Genomic DNA, 20213 nt, shown 5'->3' on the forward strand with positions numbered 1-20213 from the left:
AACCGGGAAGCCAGTCATGACTTATTGCGTCGGCCTTCTGCTGAATGACGGCATCGTCATGCTGTCCGACAGCCGCACCAATGCCGGCGTCGATTCCATTTCCACCTTCGGCAAAATGCATGTCTGGGAACAGCCGGGCGAACGCGCGCTGGCGCTGGCCACGGCGGGCAACCTCTCGCTCAGCCAGTCGGTGGTGGCCCTGCTGCGCGAGGGCTTTGCCGGCGAAGATGGCAAGGCCCACGACCTGATGCAGGCCACCAGCATGTTCGAGGCAGCCGGCATCGTCGGCGCCGCGATCCGCGAAGTCGGCCGCCGCGACGGCGAGGGTCTCAAGCAGCAGGGGGTGGAGCCCAATCTCTCCATGCTGCTGGGCGGGCAGATCGCCGGCCGGCCGCACGAGCTCTACATGCTCTACTACGCCGGCAATTTCATCCGCGCCACGGAAGACACGCCGTTCCTGCAGATCGGCGAGATCAAATACGGCAAGCCCATTCTCGATCGCGTGATCCGGCCCGACACGCCGCTGGTGCAGGCGGCGAAATGCGCGCTGGTGTCGATGGATTCCACCCTGCGCTCCAACATCTCGGTTGGCCTGCCGCTCGATCTGGTCATGCTGCCAAAGGGCACGCAGCGCTTCAGCCTGCGCAAGCGCATCACCGAGCAGGACCCCTATTTCTCCAGCATCCGCGGCCTGTGGGGCGAAGGCCTGCGCAAGGTCTTCGCCACCATTCCCGATCCCGACTGGAGTCTGTAGGGCGCGGCCTACCGCGCCGGCAGATGGGCCAGCGCCGCGGCCGGCACCAGCATCAGGCCGCCGGCGCCCGGGGGCTGCCAGTAGAATTTCAGCGCCGCCGTGCCGCGCTTCTGGAAATACTGCACCGTGATGGGATACCAGGCCGGCTCCGAGATCCGCACTTCCGTCACCGGCGACATCTGGCCCGCATGCACCGAGGGATCGTCCACCACGCGGGTGCGGTCGATGGTGATGCGGATGCCGTCATTGGAAAAGGCGGCGAAGCGGTAGATCCCGGCCTCGAGCTGGATCAGCCCGGTCATATGCACGGCGAAGCCTTCGGCGGCCTGCGAATCCCACATCCGCCCCGAGCCGGATTCCACATCGAGCTGCAGGATGGCCGGGCCGCGCCGGCCCTTGGCCAGTTCGGCGGCATTGCGCGGCATGTTGTCGACATGATCCAGCGTGGCGATGAAATACAGCGGCGTCAGGCCGGGGCTGAGCTGCGTGGCGGTGGGCTGCGGGTTCGCCGGCTGCGGCGGGCCGGCCGGTGCGGCCGCCTCCTGCTGTGCCGCGCAGGCGGCCAGGCCGCCCGCCAGCAGCAGGCCGGCCAGCATCCGTCGCATCGATGTCAGCATGATGTGTTCCCCCATAGAGCCGCCTTGGCCCCGCAGCCTAGCAAGCCCCGTGGCGCAGCGACAAGCGGCGGAACGGTCAGGGCGCCAGCGTCACGATGATGGGCGCATGGTCGGAGGCCTTTTCCAGACCGCGCATGGCCTTGATCACCCGGGCGTCCTTCAGGCGCGGCTGCAGCTGCGGGCTGACCCAGACATGGTCCAGCCTGCGGCCCTTGTCGGCCTTCTCCCAGTCCGGCGAGCGATAGCTCCACCAGGAATACAGCTTTTCGCTCGGCGGCACGAAATGGCGCACGGCATCCACCCAGCCGCGCGCCGCCTGCATCTTCAGCAGGCCCTCGGTCTCGACGGGCGTGTGGCTCACCACGTCCAGCAGCTGCTTGTGCGACCACACGTCGGTTTCCAGCGGCGCGATGTTCAGGTCGCCGACCAGGATTTCCTTGCCGCCCTTTTTCTTCAGCGCGGTCGACCATTTGGTCATGCCGTCCAGCACGTCCAGCTTGTGGGCGAACTTGTCGTTCTTCTTCGGGTCGGGGATGTCGCCGCCGGCGGGCACATAATAGTTGTGCAGGATGGTGCCGTCGGCCAGTTCGGCGGCGATATGGCGGCGGTCGTCGCGCCCGGCCAGCTTGAGTTTTTCCTTCAGCGTCACCGGCGCCTTGGCAAAGATCGCCACGCCGTTATAGCCCGGCTGGCCATGGATCAGGCGATGGGCATAGCCGCGCTGCTCGAACAGCTCGTGGGGAAAATCCTCATCCTTCACCTTGGTTTCCTGCAGGCAGAGGATGTCGGGGTCGTGCTGGCGCAGGAAGGCATCCATCAGCGCGAGCCTGGCGCGCACGGAATTGATGTTCCAGGTGGCCAGCGTGATGGGGTGGGACTGGGCTGTCTTTGCGGGTGCTTTTGCCATGCCGCTGTTTTAGCCCAGTCCGCCGTCCTGTTCCAGATGTCCGCCTTCACTCGGCGGGTACGGGCTGCCGCCTGCCGCCACGCAGCGTCAGCAGCGCCACCGCCAGCGTGGCCAGCGCGCAGATCGCGATGCCGCCGGTCATCTTCACGCCGACGCCATTGATGAACGTGCCGCTGACGCCGATCACCACCGCGCCGACCGCAAGCTGCAGGGTCGCCATCAGCGACGAGGCCATGCCGGCCGCCTCGCCGTATGACTCCAGCGCCAGCACGGATGCCGTGGGGAGCAGGAAGCCGAGGCAGCCATAGCCGAGCAGCAGCAGCGCCATGGTCAGGTAGAGGTTGTCCAGCCCGGCCGCGTTCAGCGCGAAAACCAGCACCATCATCGCCGTGAAGCCGAGGATCGAGGGCATCACCAGTGCGCGCAGGCCAAACCGCGCGCCCAGCCGGCCGCAGAACTGCGCGGCGAAGAAGAAGGCGGCGGCGTTCAGGGAAAAGGTGATGCTGAAGCCGATCGGCGACAGGCCATACTGGCCCATCATCACAAAAGGCGCATTGGCCAGGAAGACGAAGAAGGCGCAGATGGCAAAGCTGCTCGCCAGCGTCAGGCCCATGAAGGTCCTGTCGGTGAAGAGCTGCCGGCTGGTGCCGACCATGCCGCGGATGCTGGTCTCGGCGCGCTGTGCCGCCGAGCGCGTCTCCGGCACCAGCAGCAGCCCGAGGATGCTGGCAAACACGGCGATGCCGGCAACGAACCAGAAGACGGTGCGCCAGCCCAGCGCCTCGATGATGACGCTGCCGAACAGCGGCGCCAGCAGCGGCGACACGCTGAACACCAGCATCAGCAGGCCGAGCAGCTTCGCCTCTTCCACGCCGCTATGCAGGTCGCGCACGATGGCGCGCGGGATCACGATACCGGCCGCTCCCCCAAGGCCCTGTAACAAGCGGAAGGCGATCAGCGTTTCGACCGTGTCGGCCATCGCGCAGCCGACGCTGGCGCCAATGAACAGAGCCACGCCGAAATAGAGCGGCAGCCGCCGGCCCAGCAGGTCAGAGATCGGGCCGAAGACGAGCTGGCCGACCGCGAAGGTGATGAAGAACGCGGTCAGGCTCATCAGCACCTTGTCGGGGTCGGCCTGCAGGCTGTCGCCAATGAACGGCAGCGACGGCAGATACATGTCGATGGCAAACGGGCCGATGGCGGTGAGCAGGCCGAGAATCAGGGCATTGCGCAGGAAATGCGTGCCGGCCCGGGAATCGGCCCGAGAATCCATATCGCGGAGTTGAGTGGTCATGGAAATACTGCCTTTGAACTGCAAAAAAGCAAGGACGCGCCCCAAAACTGGGACGTTGATATATGATTTGGGGATGTGGGCGCCGGCCGGCCGGTCTGCAGATGCAGACGGGCGAGCGTTGTATAAAGCGATCTGGCCGCCCTGGCCACCGTAGAATTGTCACGATGCAATCCGCATCGTTTGCTGTTGCAGATCAGCCACATCAGCTCAATCCCAATGAGGGGAGACTGGCCATGCCGATGCATCTTGAAGGATCCTGCCGCTGCGGCGCCGTGGCGTTCAGCCTCGACAGCCACACGCCGGTGCCATACCAGCTTTGCTATTGCACGATCTGCCGGAAGACCGCGGGCGGCGGCGGCTTTGCCATCAATCTCGGCGGCCTTTCCGCCAGCCTGCAGATCGCCAGGGGCAAAAGCAGCATCGGCGTCTATCGCGCCGAAATCTGCGATGACAGCGGCGGGAACTGCGAGACCAGCACCGGGGAGCGCAACTTCTGCAAAAAATGCGCGACGGCGCTCTGGCTGTTTGATCCCACCTGGCCGGACCTGATCCACCCCTTTGCATCCGCCATCGACACCGACCTGCCGAGGCCGAAATCGAAGGTGCATCTGATGCTGCGCTACAAGGCATCCTGGGTGAAGCCGCAGATCGGCAGGGCCGACGAGAGCTACGAGCTATATCCGAAACTCTCGCTGGCCGACTGGCACAGGAAACACAAGATGTGGGTCAGATAGGCACCGTCCTTTGCCGTCAAGCCCGCGAGGGACAACAGCGAGGATGCCCTATGCCTCCGCCTTCATCTGCGCCGGATCGTAGTAGAACCGCTCGCGCCAGATCTTTTCGCCTTTCCAGGTCTGGTGCGCCAGCTCCTCGATGCGGCGTTTGCTGCCATCCTTGAATTCGAAATGGAACACCCAGTGCACCACCACGGTGTCGCCGTCGATCAGCACCGGCCGCAGGCACGCGCTGCTCACGCTTTTCGCCCGCGCCAGCACGGCGCGTTCATGGGCCACCAGCCGGTCGCGGCCCTGGCGCGGCGGCTCGGTCAGGTTTTCCTGCATGCTGGCGTCTTCGGTGTAAAAACGCTCGATCGCCTCGTCATGGCGGTTGCTCTCCACCAGGGCGATGAAATCCTCCACGGTCTGCCGGCTGGGCATGCGATTCCTCCTGTCTGTTGCGCTGCAGTATGCCATGGGCCGGCATACCTGGCGCGGCCTTTCGCCGCAGTGCTTGATTCTCGACAGCGCCGCGTCATCTGGCCTTCCATCAAACGATGCCAGATGCCATGCCCGTCGCGCCACAACATACCCGCACCGACAAGGTGTTCGCCGTCCTGATCACGCTCGCGCTGCTCGGCGCGCTGGCCGGCGCCATCGTCATGGCCGTGCGCTTCTGGACCGGGATGGGCGCCGATTTCGATCCCGCCGCCACCTGGCCGCTGATCTGGGGCGTGGCGCTCAGTCTGGTGCTGGGCGCCATCGTGGTCGGCATTTTCCTCTACGGCCGCCGCCGGGAAATCCGCGGCGAGGATTAGGCCCGCTCTTCCGCTTGAGTTGTCATGCCCGGCCTTGTGCCGGGCATCCACGTGTATGTTGAATACAGCTAAAGACGTGGATGGCCGGAACAAGTCCGGCCATGACGCTAGTTTACGGGTTGCAAACTTGGCACCCCCCAGCATCTGCGTAATTTAGAGATGCCATATAAGAAAAAGCCTCATCGCGAGTCTGGAAGCTGCGCCACTCATCATTTCGGCCCGAATGCGAAGCTTGCGTACCTTCGCCATGATTACAATGGCTGCAATCCGGCACGTGAATCCGCCCGCGCTTGTGAGTCCAGTTTTGATATACCCAATAGGCCATGTTCAGAACAGGTTGAACGTGTTGCCGGTGATGCCGAGCGGCAGGCGGCCGGCCTCGAACAGGCGGAATTTCAGCGCGAAGGGATGATCGGAGTCTCCGTCGGCGGCCAGCACCAGCGCGGCCTGATAGGCCGCCTGCGCCGCGGCGCCCGCCGCCACCTGGATCAGCGCCGGATCGCTCACCCCGTGTTTCGCCGCGCTGGCCGTGGCGCGGTCGAAGGCCTTTTCGCTGGCCCGTGTCGAGACATGCTCCAGCGCCACCGTCAGGTCGTGTTCGGGATTGATCAGCAGGGCTTCGTCCAGCAGGCTCCGGCGCATCTGTTCCTCGGCCTGCCACCAGTCGTCGCCCCAGTCGGGCGCCTGCGCGGCATGGGAAGCCGCCAGCCAGTCTTCCACGCCGGCGATGCCGATGCCGGGAAAGCCGAGCCCGGCGACATAACCCTCGGCATCGGCCAGTTCGCCGCGCGTCAGCGGCCGGCCCACCGCCGAGAACCATGGCAGGCTGCCCACCAGCTTGGCCAGCCGCGCCACGGCGCGCAGGCCGTCCAGATCGTCGCTGCCGCCATCGCCGCCGATCTCGGCATCGTCGTCGATCTCGTCGTCGTCATTGGCGATTTCCACGATCTTGGTGATCTTGGCCATGGGAATCCCTTTTCAGCGGTTGCCGCGGCTTTCGCGCCACAGGCCCAGCGCCTTCTGCACCGGCCGGTCGGAGAAGCTGAACAGCACGGCATCGGCATCCGGCGCGTGGTGGCTGTGCGGCACCCAGCTCGGGATCACGAAGGTGTCGCGTTTGCCCCAGTCGAACCGCTGCTGCGTCTCGCCTTCGCCCACCAGCGTATGGCCCCGGCCTTCCACCACGCTGAACACCGTGGCATCCGAACTGCGGTAGGTGGTGCCGGCAAAGCCCTTTGGCAGAAGCTGCATGAAGGTGCCGATGGTGGGCATGGCGCTCTGGCCGGTAGCCGGGTTGATGTATTGCAGCTTCAGCCCGTGGCAGGGGTCCCATTCATTGGCCCGCCGCATGGTTTCCAGCGCCTCGCGCGTGCGGCTATAGGGATAGTTGAAGACCGGCGAGGTCGGCGTCTTCGCCTCAAAGTCGACGGGCAGCAGGCCCGAGCCGTAGCGCGCCAGCGCATCGCCGGCGGGTCGCGACAGCGGCTGGCTGTCCTCGGGCAGGCGCTCCATGAAGGAACAGTCCAGCGCCTGGATCAGCGGAATGTCCAGGCCGTCCATCCACACCATCGGCTTGTCGCTGTCGTTGCCGTGATCATGCCAGGTCCAGCTCGGCGTGATGACGAAGTCGCCCTCGTGCATGATGGTCTTCTCGCCATCCACCGCCGTATAGGCGCCGTCGCCCTCGACGATGAAGCGCAGGGCCGACTGCGTATGCCGGTGCGCGGGGGCAACCTCGCCGGGCAGAATGAGCTGCAGACCGGCATAGAGCGAGGTGGTGATGCGCGACTGGCCGGGCATGCCGGGATTTTCCAGGATCAGCACGCGGCGCTCGGCTTCCTTCGCCGTGATCAGGCGGCCGGCTTCCATGATGTCGTCGCGGATATCGGCGTAATGCCACAGCGCGGGCTGGCAGGCGCTTTTCGGCTGCGGGATCACCAGGGCATGCAGCACCTCCCACAGCGGCGCCATCTTGCGCGTGCCGATCCGCTCGTAATAGGCACGGCGCTGCTGCATCACGGCCTGATCGATCTGCGGCTGCTGGGTCATGGCGTCATCCTCGTCTCCCGGCTTGCCTGGCGGGATTGCGCCTAGAATATCAGACTACGGACGAAACCCAAGCCGCCATCCGAAGCAGGCCATCCGGCCCGGCGGCGCAGTCCGGACGACGGATCGTCCGGACTGCAAAGCGGTCAGGTGCGGAAAAAGGCCACCATCTCCGCCAGGTCGCGGGCCTGCTTCGACAGGCTCTGGGCTGCCGCCGTGGTTTCCTCCACCAGGGCGCTGTTGCGCTGGGTGATCTCGTCCATCTGGCTGACGGCAACATTCACCTGGTCCAGGCCCGTGGCCTGCTCGCGGCTGGCGGCGGCGATCTCGGCCACGATGTCGCTCACCTTCCTGATTGCGGTCACGATATCGGTCAGCGATGCGCCGGCCTGATTGACCAGGGTTGCGCCGGTTTTCACCTGGGCGTTGCTTTCGCTGATCAGCGCCTTGATGTCCTTCGACGCATTGGCCGAGCGCTGGGCCAGGGCGCGCACCTCCTGCGCCACCACGGCAAACCCCTTGCCCGCCTCGCCGGCCCGCGCCGCTTCCACACTGGCGTTCAAGGCCAGCAGGTTGGTCTGGAACGCGATCTCGTCGATCAGGCCGACGATGTCAGAGATCTTGCGTGCGCTCTCCTCGATCTGCGTCACGGCGGCAACGGCCTCGCCCACCACCCCGCCGCCATGCGTGGCGGTTTCGCGGGCTGCCATGGCAAGCTGGTTGGCCGCCTGGGCGTTGTCGGCGTTCTGCTTCACCGTCGTGGTGATCTCGTGCATCGAGGCGGCCGTTTCCTCGATGCTGGCCGCCTGGCTCTCCGTCCGCTGCGCCAGGTCCTGGCTGCCGGTCGAGATCTCGGCCGAGGCATTGTTGACCGCGCTGGCCGTCTCGCGCAAACGGCCCGCCAGGCCGCGCAGCTTGTCCGACATGCCGTTGATGCCGTTCTTCAGGGCGCCGAACACGCCTTCATATTGACCCTTCACGCTGCGCGTCAGGTCGCCATCCGCCATCGCCACCGCCACGCCGGAAATCTCTCCGGTCATGTCCTGCAATGTCGAGGACAGGTTGTTGAGTTGCCGCGACAGTTCCAGCAGTACGCCATCCTTGCCCTCTTCATGCAGGCGGCGGCTCAGGTCGCCCTGCAGAATCGCGCTGCAGAAGGTGGAAATTTCGGCTGCCACCTCGGCGTCGCGCCGGCGCTGATCCTCCTCGCGGCGGCGCTCGGTTTCGATGCGCTGGCGATCCTCGGCCTCCAGGCGCTGGCGTTCCTCGGCATTGGCGCGGAATACGCCCAGGGCCCGCGCCATGTCGGCGATCTCGTCGCTGCGGCGCAGAACCGGAATCTCCTGCCTGAACTGGCCTTCCGACAGGCGGTTCATGATGCCGATCATGCGCACCAGCGGCCCGGCGATGCCGCGCCCGATCAGGACGGCAAGGGCAAATCCGACCAGGCCGGTCGCCAGCATGATGCCGAACATCCAAACCACCGATTGGTCGCGCGCCGTCTTGGACGCGGCCTTGGATGCCGTCACTTCGGCCTGATTGTATTCGAACAGCCGGTTGAAGACCGGGATCATGGCCTGACCGACATTCTCGACCTGTTTGACCTGCGCATCCACCTGCAGGCGGATATCGGCATAGGCGTTGAAGTCCCGGGCATAGGCTTCCATCAGCGGCAGCAGGTTGCCCAGGCCGTCATCCTTCATGCGGGCCTGCAACGCTTCGGCCTCCTTGTTCAGGGTCTGGCGGTAGCGATCCTCGATGCGAAGCTGAAAATCCTTTTCGCGCCGGCGCAGGGTCAGCAGCGCCGCCTGGTAGGATGCATCGCGGTCCCTGAACTGGGTCTCCACCTCATGCACGGCCTTGCGCAAGGCACCCTGCAGGCCGACGGTTTCATCGAACCCCATGGTGCGGAAGCTTTGCATCAAAGCGGCGAAGCTGCGTTCGTAATCGGCGAATTTCTGGCCGATCTCGCCGCCCATCTGCTTTTCCTCGGCCGTGGTCAGCAAATTGTCCATCGCCGCGATGCGCGCCTTGGCACGCGCCAGGCTTTCGCCGTGGGCTTTCAGACTGTCGTCCGAGGGATCGGAGATGAAGGCCTTCTCCAGAATGCGCATCTGCATGAAGGCGCCGCGTGCATCGGCGACGGCCGACAGCATCGTCGAGGCCTCGGCATCCTGTCGCGCATAACGCTCGGCCACCCTGTTCTGCAGGAACAGGATCACCCCCAGCACGAGGAAGGAGACGGGCAGGATCGCGCCGATGCCCAGGATTTTCATCGATACGGAAATTTTCATGACGCCTGCCCCCGGTTCTTGTTGGCCCGTCCGGCATCCGCCTGTTCCGTTCCCGATTGCCGGGCACTAGTCGGCCCTGAACATTGCGGATGCCGCACAATCCTTGGATGTAGTTGGAATCTTCACAAGACAAATCCTTCGGCATCGCAAAAAAGAAAACGCCCGGTCGGGGGGCGAACCGGGCGTTTTGCGCAAGGATAAATCTGCGCCAGAAAGGCATCGGAAAGGGGGGGTCTCCGATGCCGGCGTCGGCAAGCTGCCGCCGCATGCATTCGATATGGGAGCGCCGGCGCGGCTTGCCAAGTACCCCTGCGATATTCCGGCGGGCACATTTTTGTGAAAGCCGGGCAGCCCCGACGAAATAGTCAGGTTGCGGCGTAATCCGGGTCGATCAGGCGGTAGCCCAGCCGCGGCTCGGTCAGCAGGAAGCGCGGTTCGTCAGGATCCTTCTCGATCTTGCAGCGCACCTTGCGGGCCAGCACGCGCAGGGCCTGGCGCATCTCGGCGGAATCGTTGCCCCACAGCGTGACGGTGAGCTGCTTGGTCGCCACCGGCTGGCCGGTTTTCTGCGCCAGCATTTTCACGAAGCGCGCTTCCATCGGCGACAGACGCACCGGCCGGTCGTCGCGCCGGGTATCGCCGGTCAGCGGGTCGATGCGGAAGGGCCCGATACTGACCGGACCGTTGGCGGCCGTCGCTTCGCCACGCCGGCGCAGGGCCGCCCGCACGCGGGCCAGCAATTCGCCGGCATCGAAGGGCTTGGTGACGTAATCGTCGGCGCCCAGATCGAGGGCGCGGATCTTGGCCTCGACTTCCTCCTGGCCCGACAGCACCACCACCGGCGTGCTGGCGGTCTTGCGGAATTCCTCCAGCACCTCAAAACCGCTGATATCGGGCAGGCCAAGATCGAGCATCAGCAGATCGGCCAGGCCGGCCTTGGCCAGGCCGTCGCGGCCGGTCGGCGCTTCTTCCACCACGTAGGCGGCCGCCTCCAGCGCCACACGCAACGCGGCGCGCACGGGCACCGAGTCCTCAACCAACAAGATGCGCTGCCGTTCAGCCTTATTGTCCGATGCCAGGGTGGCCTCCCGCATGGAACCAGCCGCTGCAACGACTGGCTGTTTTCTACCTGTCAGCTTAGCGGAAAAATTTGGCTTTGCCAGCCATTCGGTTGTTTAGGACCCGGTAGAATGCGGGAATTCGTCAGGATACCGGCGCAATTCCCGGCCGGCCGCACCAGGATATCCTGAAGCCGCCCGAATCCGTGGATCATCTGACGGCAGGAATCACGGAACGCCCTGAATTACTGAACACCCTGCCCGAACATCACCAGATCGGCGCCGACCGGCGGAATGCCGGCACCGATATCGATGAACCGAAGGCCTTCGCCCTCGGCATAGGAACCGGCATTCATCCTGTCGCCGCCCTGCGACGGGATCAGCGGCGTGGCGCAGGCCAGCACCAGCGACGGCTGTTCGCTGTCATCGGCGCAGAGCGGCGCCGAAACCAATTCGATCGGCAGGGTACGCCCGCGGTCGCTGTGCAGCCAGTAATAGATCACCGCCGCGCAGGGCTGCGCGATTTCGGCAAACAGCAGCGCGGCGCGGCGCGCGCGGTTTTCCGGTTCGGTGAGATCGAGGTAGTTGCGGCCGGCCAGGTCGGTGCCCAGCACGTCGGCGACCATGCTGCCGGCGAAGCAGATCGGAATGGTATCGCGCCCCTGGATGTCCAGCAGCAGGCAGAAACCGCGCAGGTCGCCCAGACCATTGGCATCCATGGCACCGCGCCGCGGCAACAGGCGCCCGCCGCGCCAGGAATGCCACTGGGCGAAAAAGCGACGGCTCGGCTCTGTTAGCGGTGTGGGCAGGCTGGCGAGGAAATCCATGGGGGCAGACTATCCAACCTGCTTTGCCTCCTGGCCACCGTTAAGAGGCTGCGGCTGCAAAAAACCGGTTGATAATCTCAATTTATCCCGGTTATCTAGGGTTTTTCGCGCCTTGCTGCTGGTTTCGCAAACCGCCGCTTGACCTTCCCATCATTGGAAGCCTTATCTGTAGGGGCAGCAATCCCCTGCCGAAAGGAATCTTCGCCATGTCTGCTGCTGTCGCCGCCCTCGACCTGCCGGTCGCGGGCATGAGCTGTGCCTCCTGCGCCGGGCGGGTCGAAAAGGCCCTCGCCGCCATTCCCGGCGTGCGCTCGGCCAGCGTCAATCTGGCCAGCGAAACCGCCCATGTGGAATTCGCCTCGCCCGATATTGCCGCCCTCGCGCCGCTGGTCACCGCGGTGGAGAAGGCCGGCTACCAGGTCCCGCAGGATCGCCTGGCGCTGAAGATCGCGGGCATGAGCTGCGCTTCCTGCGTCGGCCGTGTCGAGAAGGCGCTGAACGCGGTGCCCGGCGTGCAGTCGGCCAGCGTCAATCTGGCCAGCGAAACCGCCGAGGTGGTCGTGCCGCGCGGCGCCGTCGACGTGGCCGCGCTGATCGATGCCGTGAAGAAGGCGGGTTACGAGGCGCGCCCTTTTGATGATGCTGCCGCGTCGGATTCCGCGCGCGAGAACGAGGCAGCCTCCCGCGTCGCGCGCGAACGCAACCTGGCCCTGCTGGCCATCCTGCTCACCCTGCCGCTGGCGGGCGGCATGGTGTTCGAGCTGGGTGGCCGGCACGACCTGATGCTGCCGCCGCTGTGGCAGTTCGTGATTGCCACGCCGGTGCAGTTCCTTCTCGGCTGGCGTTTCTACAAGGCCGGCTGGGGCGCGCTGCGGGCGGGCACCGGCAACATGGATCTGCTGGTGGCGCTCGGCACCACCGCCGCCTGGGGCCTCAGCACCTGGCTGTGGTGGCGCGCCGAACCAGGCGATATGCCGCATCTCTATTATGAAGGCGCGGCGGCGATCATCGCCTTCGTGCGGCTGGGCAAGTGGCTGGAGGCCCGCGCCAAGGGCCAGACGGTGGCCGCTCTGCGCGCGCTGATGAAGCTGAAGCCGGCCACGGCGCGGCGGCGGCGGGCCGATGGCGGCGAGGAAGAGGTCGCCACGGTGATGCTGCAGCCCGACGACCGGCTGGTGGTGCGGGCCGGCGAGGCCTTTGCCGCCGACGGCCTGATCGTCGAAGGACGCGGCAGCGTGGATGAATCGATGCTCACCGGCGAAAGCCTGCCGGTGGAAAAGGGCATCGACGATGTCGTGCATGCCGGCACGCTGAACCGCGACGGCCTGATCGTGGCCCGCGTGATGGCGGTCGGCGGCGAAACCGCGCTCGCCCGCATCGTGCGGCTGGTGGAAAGCGCGCAGGCCAGCAAGCCGCCGATCCAGAAGCTGGTCGATCAGATCAGCGCCGTGTTCGTTCCGGTCGTGGTGCTGATCGCCCTGGTCACCTTCGCCTTCACGCTCACCCTGGCGGGCGGCGATATCGAGATGGCGCTGGTGCATGCCATTGCCGTGCTGGTGATCGCCTGCCCCTGTGCGCTGGGCCTCGCCACGCCGGCGGCGCTGATGGTCGGCACCGGCCTGGCCGCGCGGCACGGCATCCTGATCCGCGATGCCGAGGCGCTGGAGGCGGCGCGCAATGTCACGCTGGTGGCCTTCGACAAGACCGGCACGCTCACCGAGGGCAAGCCAGTGGTCACCGAAATCGTCGCAGCACCCGGCAGCGACGAACAGACGCTGCTGATGCAGGCGGCCGCCCTGCAGGCCGGCTCGCAGCATCCGCTGGCCCAGGCCGTGCGGGACAAGGCTGCCGGCTGCCCGCTCGGCGTGATGGATGATTTCCGCGACCGGCCGGGCCGTGGCGTCAGCGGCAGCATCGATGGCACGCCGCTGCTGTTCGGCAATGCCCGGCTGATGCGTGAGGACGGCATCGCCATGTCGGCCCTGCAGGCCGATGCCGACAGGCTGGCCGCGCAGGGGCGCACGGTATCGTGGCTGGCTGATGCACAGCAGAAGCGGGTGTTGGGCCTGGTCGCCTTCGGCGACGAGCCCAGGCCGCAGGCGGCGCTTGCCGTCGCGCGGCTGAAGGCGATGGGCATCCGCACCGTGATGCTGTCGGGCGACAGCCGGGGCGCGGCGGAATCCGTCGCGGCGAGGCTTGGGATCGAACGCGTGGAAGCCGAGATCCTGCCGCAGGACAAGGCCGCGCTGGTCGCGGCCCTGCGCAAGGAGAGCGGCGGTGCCGTCGCCATGGTGGGCGATGGCATCAACGACGCGCCGGCGCTGGGCGCAGCCGATGTGGGCATCGCCATGGGCACCGGCACGGATGTGGCGATGCAGACGGCCGGCATCACGCTGATGCGCGGCGATCCGGCGCTGGTGGCCGACGCCATCGCCCTGGCGCGCGCCACCAACGCCAAGATCAAGCAGAACCTGTTCTGGGCCTTCGCCTATAACGTGATCGGCATTCCGCTGGCCGCTTTCGGCCTGCTCAGCCCGATGCTGGCCGGCGCCGCCATGGCGCTCAGTTCGGTCTCGGTGCTGGGCAATGCCCTGCTGCTCAAGCGCTGGCGGCCAACACGACGGGAGACAGCGGCATGAAAAGTGGGGGCATGAATATCGGCCAGGCCAGCGATGCCTCGGGCGTCAGCGCCAAGATGATCCGCTATTACGAAAGCGTCGGCCTGATGCCGGAGGCCGGGCGCAGCACCAGCGGCTATCGCGTCTACACCGAATCCGACGTGCACATGCTGCGCTTCATCCGGCGCGCGCGCGATCTGGGCTTTGCGCTCGACGACATCCGCATGCTGCTCGGCTTGTGGCGCGACCGCTCGCGGCCCTCGGCGGCGGTGAAGGAAATCGCCACCAAGCATATCGACGATCTGACCGCCAAGATCGCCGAACTGCAGGCGATGAAGCGCACCCTTCAGCATCTGGCCGAGGCCTGCCATGGCGATGCGCGGCCCGATTGCCCGATCCTCGACGATCTCGGCGGGCCCGCGAAAGCCGGCAAGGCCTGCCACTAGGCGCAGCGCGGACGGGCGCAAAAAAAACGGCGGGCATGGCCCGCCGTTTTCCGTTGCATGCCGATCCGGATCAGAACCAGGTGCGCAGACCGATGCGCGCGATATGCATCGTGGTGTCGTCCAGGCCCTGTTCGCCGTCGTTGATCCACTGATAGCGATAGCTCGGCACCAGTTCGAGGCTGCTGGAAAGCTGGTACGACAGGCCGACCTCGCCGAAGGCGGTCAGGTCGGTGCTGCTGCCGTCATTGCCGGCCAGCGTGGTGCCGCCGGCGCCCGCCGTGCTGCGGTCGAAACGCTGATGCACCAGGCCGGCACCGCCGCCCAGATAGGGCGTCAGCGGCGTGCCGGTCGCAAAGTCGTAATAAGCTGCGCCGGTCAGCGAGTACATGTCGGTATCATCGCCCAGGCCGCTGCTGGCGCCGCCGGCACGGAAACGGTCGTATTCGCTGTTGCCATAGCCCAGTTCGGCTTCCAGGCGAAGCTGGTTGGGGAAACGATAGCCGTACTGGCCGAAGATGGCATAGCCGGTATCGCGCTCCACTTCCGAGCCGTTCGGGCCGTCAGTGTCTTCAGGCATCAGCGCACCGAAGCTGAGGCCACCATAGGCGCCGGTGCGCAGGGTGTTGTTCTGGGTCGTGTTGTCCTGCGCGAAAGCCGGGGCGATGGCCGTGGAGGCGAGCAGCGCGGCTGCGAGCGTGGCGGATGCAAGACGGGTCATGCAAAAACTCCTGATACAGGTTGGCGAGGCTGCCGCTCTTGTGTCTGGCGGTCATGGGCAATGATGGATGCCTTGGTGGCGAAATCATGGCATTGCGGCGCCGCGACGCGCCGCCTTGCCGCTCCTGTGCGCACCGTCACATGGAACCGGGGCATTCCTGCGGCGTTGCATCGGGATTTTTCATGCCGCACGGTCTTGCCGCGGCCGCATTGATTGTCTACCTGATGCATGGTTTTCACCGTTTTTTCGCTGCGGCCCGGCTGCAGTCCGTCCCGCCGCAGGTCTGCCATGTCGAGTCATGATCACCACCACAGCGCAAAACCGGCGATCGAACCGGTCGAGCCCGACTGGTCCACGGCGCTGGTGCTGCTCTGCTCGGAATGCGATGGCGGACGCGGTGTCGATCTGGCCGCCGAGCTGAAGGATGCGATGAAGGCGGCCGGCCACAGGAAGGATGTACGGGTGGCGCGCGTGCGCTGTCTTGGCATCTGTCCGAAAAACGGCGTCGCCGTCACCGTCACCGCGCCCGACCGCATCGCGCAGAGCTATGTGGTTACCGGCAAGGACAAGGTCGCCCTGCCGGCCCTGCAGGCGCTGGCGCTGAATAAATCCCTTACCGACTGATCCGGTACAGCCGCAGGCCGTGGGCCTCGATCTCGTCGCGCAGAATCCCGCGTGCAGCGTCCTGCAGCAGCGGCGCGTCGCTGTCCAGATGCGCGGCGCGGCGGAAGCCGCCCTCGAAGTGCACGCGCATGGCACGGCTTTCGCTGCGCAGGTTCACCACGATCAGCAGCCACTCGCCGTCCCACGGTTTCAGCATCGCGCGCAAAACCGGCCGGCCATCCGCCGCTTGCTCGCGCGCGGCGACGCGGTAGGCGGCATCGGCATCGGGCTGCAGCAGGGCGGCGCGCAGGCGATTGATGCGCCGGTTGATCTGGGCCACGGCATCCCACAGGCGTTTCGATGCCGCCACCTCGCTTGCCGTTGCGATGCGCGGCGGCGCGGCGGCGGTGCCATTCATGGTGATGCCGTAATCCAGTCGCGGCGCGGCGCTGATGCCCAGGGCGCCGGCATTGCGCGCGGCGTAATTGTCCTCGCCCTGCCAGATCAGGCCGCTGGCGCCATGCACCAGCGCGGCGAAAGCGAGCGCGCGGGCCTGTGCCGGGTTGATCAGCGGTTCGCTGCCGCGCGCATAAGCCGGCAGCAGGGCCCAGGCCGGCCGGCCGGCATGATCGCGCGCGGTTGCGGCGAAACGGTCCGCCTGCATGGGGTCGCGCGGCATCTCGATCACCACCGCGCGGCTTGAATCGAGCAGGACGGAATCGGTGGTTTCGGCGGCCGGCACAAGAAGCTGCACGCGCGAGCCGGCGGCGGCTGTCGTCAGGGCTGCCAGCGGCTGGCCCGGATCGGCCGACACGGCATTGAAATCGGCGGCGAAGGCGGCCTGGAAGCCGCGGCTGGGCCCGGCGGCGTAATCGGCCAGCGCGCCGCCCAGGGCAAGCGGCAGCACCGAGCGCAGCGGATCGTAGCCTGCCATCGGCGCGCCGGTGCGGTCGGTATGCGGCACGGCGCGCGGATGCGGGCGCTGCACGGCATCCGGCAGGTCGCGAAAGCCGGCATCCGGGTCGCCGGCACAACCGGCCAGAAGCAGCAGCAGCGCGGCGAAAATTCCCGCGCGCGGCATCGGATCAGTCGCCGTCCTTTTTGTGACCGCTGCCGTTTTCGGTCAGCCGGTCCATCAGCGCCAGCAGCACGCCCGAAACCACGAAGGTCATATGGATGCCGACCAGCCAGGCCAGTTCGGCATGGGTCATCTGCTCGATATTCATGAAGGCGCGCAGAAGCTGGATCGCCGAGATGGCGACGATGCTGGCCACCAGCTTCAGCTTCATGCCGGAATAGTCGATCTTGCCCATCCAGCCCGGACGGTCCTTGTGGTCGCCGGTATCGATCTTGGAGACGAAATTCTCGTAGCCCGAAAAGATCACCAGCAGCAGCAGGTTGCCGGCCAGCGACAGGTCGATCAGGGCCAGGATCGAGAGCACCAGCTGACTCTCGGTCATGGTGAACACGATCGGGATGGTGTGGAACAGCTCCTGCATGAACTTCACCAGCAGCAGGATCAGGGCCACCGCCAGGCCGAGATAGAAGGGCGCCATCACCCAGCGGCTGGCGAACAGGGTCTTTTCAAGCAGGCGTTCGATCTGGCGCATGGCGGTTTCCGGCACGGGCAATTCCGGCCGGCACGCTAGCCTAAGCCGCACGCTGCCGCCAGAGCCCCCCGGCCCCGCTTTTCCACACCGGTGCGCTAATCGCAGCATCCCGACGCGATTGCCCATGTCATGGCCAGCGGTTTTCATCGCCGCGGCGTCGTGGCGCTTGCAAGCCCGGCGGGTTGGCGTCATGAGTCTGGCCATGCGCCGCATCCTGTTGTCTGCCTTCGCCGCCTTTTGCCTGCTGGCCCCCCTGCCGGGTCTGGCTGCCACCGTCACCGTGCAGGGCGACAGGATCCTGGTCGATGGCAAGCCCTTCGCCGTGCTGGGCGCGGCCGGCCAGAGCCGCTTCGGCCTGCTGAAACAGCTTGGCGCCACCACCATCCGCACCTATGGCGACGAAACCGGCTTCGTGCTGGACGAGGCGCAGAAGGTCGGCCTGAAGGTCATCGCCGGTTTCTGGCTCGAGCATCCGCGCCGCGGCTTCAACTACCGCGACCTGGCCCAGGTGGGGCCGCAGCTCCAGCGCCTGACCGAGTTCGTCAACCGCCACAAGGCCCATCCCGCCTTGCTGATGTGGGGCATCGGCAATGAGGTGGAGGCCGATCTGGCCGACGACAGCCAGGTCTGGCCTGGCATCGAGGAGGCCGCGCGGCTGGTGCGGCGGCTCGATCCCCATCACCCCACGCTGGCCGTGCTGGCCGAGGCCGGCAACGACAAGGTGGCCAGGCTGATCCGCCACGCACCCAGCATCCAGGTGCTCGGCGTGAACTCCTACGGCGAAGCCTTGCCCTCGCTGCCGGCGCGCGTGCGCGCCCAGGGCTGGAAAGGCCCGCTGATCGTCACCGAGATGGGCCCGATGGGCCAGTGGCAGGCCAAGCGCACGCCATGGAATGCCGCCATCGAACCCAACAGCGACGAAAAGGCCCAGCTTCTGTCGCGCTGGTTCAGCGCGCTGCAGCCCCATGTGCAGGGCGAGATCGTGTTCTACTGGGGCCAGAAGCAGGAAGTGACGCCCACCTGGCACAGCCTGCTGCTGCCCACCGGCGAATATACCCGCACGGCGGAAGCCATGGCGCTGGCCTGGGGCGGCAACACGCCCCAGGGCAACCGTGCGCCGCGCATCTCGCTGTTCCGCTTCGCCGGCAACGGCAATGCCGCCGCTGGCCGCGAATGGAATCGCGGCGAGACCATTCGGGCCGAGATCGCGGTGGAAGATCCCGATGGCGACCAGATCGGCGTGGTGTGGAGCGTGATGGCGGAAAGCACCGACCTGAAAACCGCGGGCGATGCCGAGGCCGTGCCGCCCAGTTTCCCGCAGGCCCTGCGCGATCCGGGGGCGAAGGGCGTGTCCGTGGTCGGCCTGCAGCCGGGCAATTACCGCCTGTTCGCCACCATCCGCGACGGCCGCGGAGCGGCGGCGACAGCAAACCTGCCCTTCCGGGTGAAGTAGGGCGGGTGAAGTAGGGCGGGTGAAGCAGGCCGGGTGAGTCAAGGCGGGTGAAATACAAGGCGCGCCTTTTGCCGTATGGACGGGGCGGCCTATGTATCCGCCTGTGACTGCCGCACCATTGCTTTCCCGCCTCACGCTTGCCGCCTATGCCGCGCCGGCCCTGCCCGGCGCGATGCTGCTGCTGCCGCTGTATGTGCATCTGCCGGTGCTCTATGCCGATGCGCTCGGCCTGGGCCTCACCCTTGTCGGCAGCCTGCTGTTCATCGCCCGGCTGTGGGACATGGTCACCGATCCGCTGATCGGCATATGGTCCGACCGCGTTGACACGCGCTGGGGCCGGCGTAAACCCTGGCTGCTCGCCGGCCTGCCGTTCTGCATGCTCTCCGCCCTCATGCTCTTTCTGCCGCCCGACGGCAGCGGCGCGGCCTGGCTGCTGGGCTGGACCATGGCGCTGTATCTGGGCGCCACCATGATCCAGATTCCCTATCTGGCCTGGGGCGCGGAACTCTCGCCCGACTATCATCAGCGCACGCGCATCGCCGGCTGGCGCGAGGCGGCCGGCGTCATCGGCACCCTGTTTGCCGCCGGTCTGCCGGCCCTGTTCGGCGAGGACAGCCGCGCCGGCGTCGGCGCCATCGGCATCGCGGTCGCCGTATTGCTGCCGCTCGGCGTGCTGCTTGCGCTGCGGGCCGTGCCGGCGGGCCAGGCCGCTGCGCCGCAGCGCGTCAATCTCGCCGGCGTGAAAGCCGTGTGGCGCAACGGGCCGTTCCGCCGGCTGCTGCTGGCCTGGCTGCTCAACGGCATCGCCAACGGCCTGCCGGCCACGCTGGTGCTGCTCTTTGTCGCCCATGTGCTGCAGGCGCCGGCCGATTTCGCCGGGCTGGTGCTGCTGCTCTATTTCGGCGCCGGCATCGCCGCCGTGCCGCTGTGGCTCAGACTGGCGCAGCAGTATGGCAAGCATCGCGTGTGGATCGGGGCGATGCTGTGGAACTGCGCCGTCTTCGTCTGCGTGCCGCTGCTCGGTGCCGGCGACACGGTATTGTTTCTCGCCATCTCGCTGCTCACCGGCCTGTGCCTGGGCGCCGATCTCGCCCTGCCGCCGGCGATGCAGGCCGATGTGGTCGATCTGGATACCGCGCGCACGCGCCGGCAACGGGCCGGACTGTTCTTCGCCATCTGGGGCATGGCCACCAAGCTGGCGCTGGCGGTGGCGGTGGGCATCGCCTTTCCGCTGCTCGATCTGGCCGGCTTTTCACCCGATGGCGGCAATGCCCCATCCGCACTTTTTGCGATGGCCGCGCTCTACGCGCTGGCGCCGGTGGGGTTCAAGCTGGCGGCGATAGGGCTGATGCGGCGCTACCCGATCACGCCGGAACGGCACCGGCGCTTGCAGGCGCGGATCGCGCGGCGCATATAATGCGCCGCCTTTTCCCC

21 protein-coding genes are annotated in these 20213 nt (G+C 66.6%); 8 read left to right on the plus strand and 13 right to left on the minus strand.

What is annotated here, in order from left to right; genetic code table 11:
* Positions 1 to 16 precede the first annotated feature (16 nt).
* Complete coding sequence (locus tag ACK4FK_RS13675; protein WP_409745518.1) at positions 17 to 754, plus strand: peptidase; 738 nt, start codon at positions 17 to 19, stop codon at positions 752 to 754.
* An 8-nt stretch (positions 755 to 762) separates the two neighbouring features.
* Here ACK4FK_RS13675 and ACK4FK_RS13680 read toward each other — a convergent pair whose 3' ends face one another.
* From ACK4FK_RS13680 to ACK4FK_RS13690, 3 genes are all read right to left on the minus strand, one after another.
* Entirely contained in the window at positions 763 to 1371 is a 609-nt protein-coding gene (locus ACK4FK_RS13680) for a PA14 domain-containing protein (protein WP_409745519.1), read from the minus strand.
* Between the two features lie 76 nt (positions 1372 to 1447).
* A complete protein-coding gene (gene xth, locus ACK4FK_RS13685) occupies positions 1448 to 2278 on the minus strand; it encodes an exodeoxyribonuclease III (protein ID WP_409745520.1) in 831 nt (276 codons plus the stop codon).
* Positions 2279 to 2324: 46 nt separating this feature from the next.
* A complete protein-coding gene (locus ACK4FK_RS13690; protein WP_409745521.1) occupies positions 2325 to 3572 on the minus strand; it encodes a multidrug effflux MFS transporter in 1248 nt (415 codons plus the stop codon).
* Positions 3573 to 3805: 233 nt separating this feature from the next.
* Between ACK4FK_RS13690 and ACK4FK_RS13695 the strand changes: the two genes are divergently transcribed.
* Complete coding sequence (locus ACK4FK_RS13695) at positions 3806 to 4306, plus strand: GFA family protein (protein ID WP_409745522.1); 501 nt, start codon at positions 3806 to 3808, stop codon at positions 4304 to 4306.
* Between the two features lie 48 nt (positions 4307 to 4354).
* On the opposite strand, the gene ACK4FK_RS13700 is transcribed toward ACK4FK_RS13695, so the two are convergent.
* Positions 4355 to 4729 (minus strand): nuclear transport factor 2 family protein, encoded by a 375-nt coding sequence (locus ACK4FK_RS13700; protein ID WP_409745523.1) that lies wholly within the window; start codon positions 4727 to 4729, stop codon positions 4355 to 4357.
* A 128-nt stretch (positions 4730 to 4857) separates the two neighbouring features.
* Between ACK4FK_RS13700 and ACK4FK_RS13705 the strand changes: the two genes are divergently transcribed.
* On the plus strand, positions 4858 to 5106 hold the full coding sequence (locus ACK4FK_RS13705; protein ID WP_409745524.1) for a hypothetical protein: 249 nt from the start codon (positions 4858 to 4860) through the stop codon (positions 5104 to 5106).
* A 327-nt stretch (positions 5107 to 5433) separates the two neighbouring features.
* On the opposite strand, the gene ACK4FK_RS13710 is transcribed toward ACK4FK_RS13705, so the two are convergent.
* The 5 genes from ACK4FK_RS13710 to ACK4FK_RS13730 all read right to left on the minus strand — a co-directional run bounded on the left by ACK4FK_RS13710 (position 5434) and on the right by ACK4FK_RS13730 (position 11331).
* Positions 5434 to 6072: a hypothetical protein gene (locus ACK4FK_RS13710; RefSeq protein WP_409745525.1), complete on the minus strand. Its 639-nt coding sequence runs from the start codon at positions 6070 to 6072 to the stop codon at positions 5434 to 5436.
* Positions 6073 to 6084: 12 nt separating this feature from the next.
* Positions 6085 to 7155, minus strand: a complete 1071-nt coding sequence (gene gtdA / locus ACK4FK_RS13715) for a gentisate 1,2-dioxygenase (RefSeq protein WP_409745526.1) — start codon at positions 7153 to 7155, stop codon at positions 6085 to 6087.
* Positions 7156 to 7298: 143 nt separating this feature from the next.
* Positions 7299 to 9446: a methyl-accepting chemotaxis protein gene (locus ACK4FK_RS13720; protein ID WP_409745527.1), complete on the minus strand. Its 2148-nt coding sequence runs from the start codon at positions 9444 to 9446 to the stop codon at positions 7299 to 7301.
* 365 nt (positions 9447 to 9811) lie between these two features.
* Complete coding sequence (locus ACK4FK_RS13725; RefSeq protein ID WP_409745528.1) at positions 9812 to 10540, minus strand: response regulator; 729 nt, start codon at positions 10538 to 10540, stop codon at positions 9812 to 9814.
* Positions 10541 to 10749: 209 nt separating this feature from the next.
* Positions 10750 to 11331, minus strand: coding sequence for a PAS domain-containing protein (locus tag ACK4FK_RS13730; protein ID WP_409745529.1), 582 nt, complete (start codon positions 11329 to 11331; stop codon positions 10750 to 10752).
* A 206-nt stretch (positions 11332 to 11537) separates the two neighbouring features.
* On the opposite strand from ACK4FK_RS13730, the gene ACK4FK_RS13735 reads away from it, so the two are divergent.
* The gene (locus tag ACK4FK_RS13735; protein WP_409745530.1) at positions 11538 to 13970 is read left to right on the plus strand and encodes a heavy metal translocating P-type ATPase; all 2433 of its coding nucleotides are present in this window, start codon (positions 11538 to 11540) and stop codon (positions 13968 to 13970) included.
* Positions 13971 to 13981: 11 nt separating this feature from the next.
* Entirely contained in the window at positions 13982 to 14395 is a 414-nt protein-coding gene (gene cueR / locus ACK4FK_RS13740) for a Cu(I)-responsive transcriptional regulator (protein WP_409745656.1), read from the plus strand.
* A 70-nt stretch (positions 14396 to 14465) separates the two neighbouring features.
* On the opposite strand, the gene ACK4FK_RS13745 is transcribed toward cueR, so the two are convergent.
* On the minus strand, positions 14466 to 15113 hold the full coding sequence (locus ACK4FK_RS13745) for an outer membrane protein (protein WP_409745531.1): 648 nt from the start codon (positions 15111 to 15113) through the stop codon (positions 14466 to 14468).
* Positions 15110 to 15403, minus strand: coding sequence for a hypothetical protein (locus ACK4FK_RS13750; protein ID WP_409745532.1), 294 nt, complete (start codon positions 15401 to 15403; stop codon positions 15110 to 15112). Before ACK4FK_RS13750 ends, ACK4FK_RS13745 begins: the two co-directional genes overlap by 4 nt.
* On the opposite strand from ACK4FK_RS13750, the gene ACK4FK_RS13755 reads away from it, so the two are divergent.
* A complete protein-coding gene (locus tag ACK4FK_RS13755) occupies positions 15402 to 15737 on the plus strand; it encodes a hypothetical protein (RefSeq protein WP_409745533.1) in 336 nt (111 codons plus the stop codon). The two genes, ACK4FK_RS13750 and ACK4FK_RS13755, sit on opposite strands and share 2 nt — an antisense overlap.
* On the opposite strand, the gene ACK4FK_RS13760 is transcribed toward ACK4FK_RS13755, so the two are convergent.
* Positions 15727 to 16797, minus strand: a complete 1071-nt coding sequence (locus ACK4FK_RS13760; RefSeq protein ID WP_409745534.1) for a hypothetical protein — start codon at positions 16795 to 16797, stop codon at positions 15727 to 15729. The two genes, ACK4FK_RS13755 and ACK4FK_RS13760, sit on opposite strands and share 11 nt — an antisense overlap.
* A gap of 4 nt (positions 16798 to 16801) precedes the next feature.
* Positions 16802 to 17317: a TIGR00645 family protein gene (locus ACK4FK_RS13765; RefSeq protein ID WP_409745658.1), complete on the minus strand. Its 516-nt coding sequence runs from the start codon at positions 17315 to 17317 to the stop codon at positions 16802 to 16804.
* A 199-nt stretch (positions 17318 to 17516) separates the two neighbouring features.
* Between ACK4FK_RS13765 and ACK4FK_RS13770 the strand changes: the two genes are divergently transcribed.
* A complete protein-coding gene (locus tag ACK4FK_RS13770) occupies positions 17517 to 18779 on the plus strand; it encodes a glycoside hydrolase family 2 TIM barrel-domain containing protein (protein ID WP_409745535.1) in 1263 nt (420 codons plus the stop codon).
* A 91-nt stretch (positions 18780 to 18870) separates the two neighbouring features.
* A complete protein-coding gene (locus ACK4FK_RS13775; protein WP_409745536.1) occupies positions 18871 to 20196 on the plus strand; it encodes an MFS transporter in 1326 nt (441 codons plus the stop codon).
* The last annotated feature ends 17 nt before the right edge of the window (positions 20197 to 20213 follow it).

The sequence above is a fragment of the Ferrovibrio sp. genome, from assembly GCF_046297895.1.
Classification (GTDB): Bacteria; Pseudomonadota; Alphaproteobacteria; order Ferrovibrionales; family Ferrovibrionaceae; genus Ferrovibrio.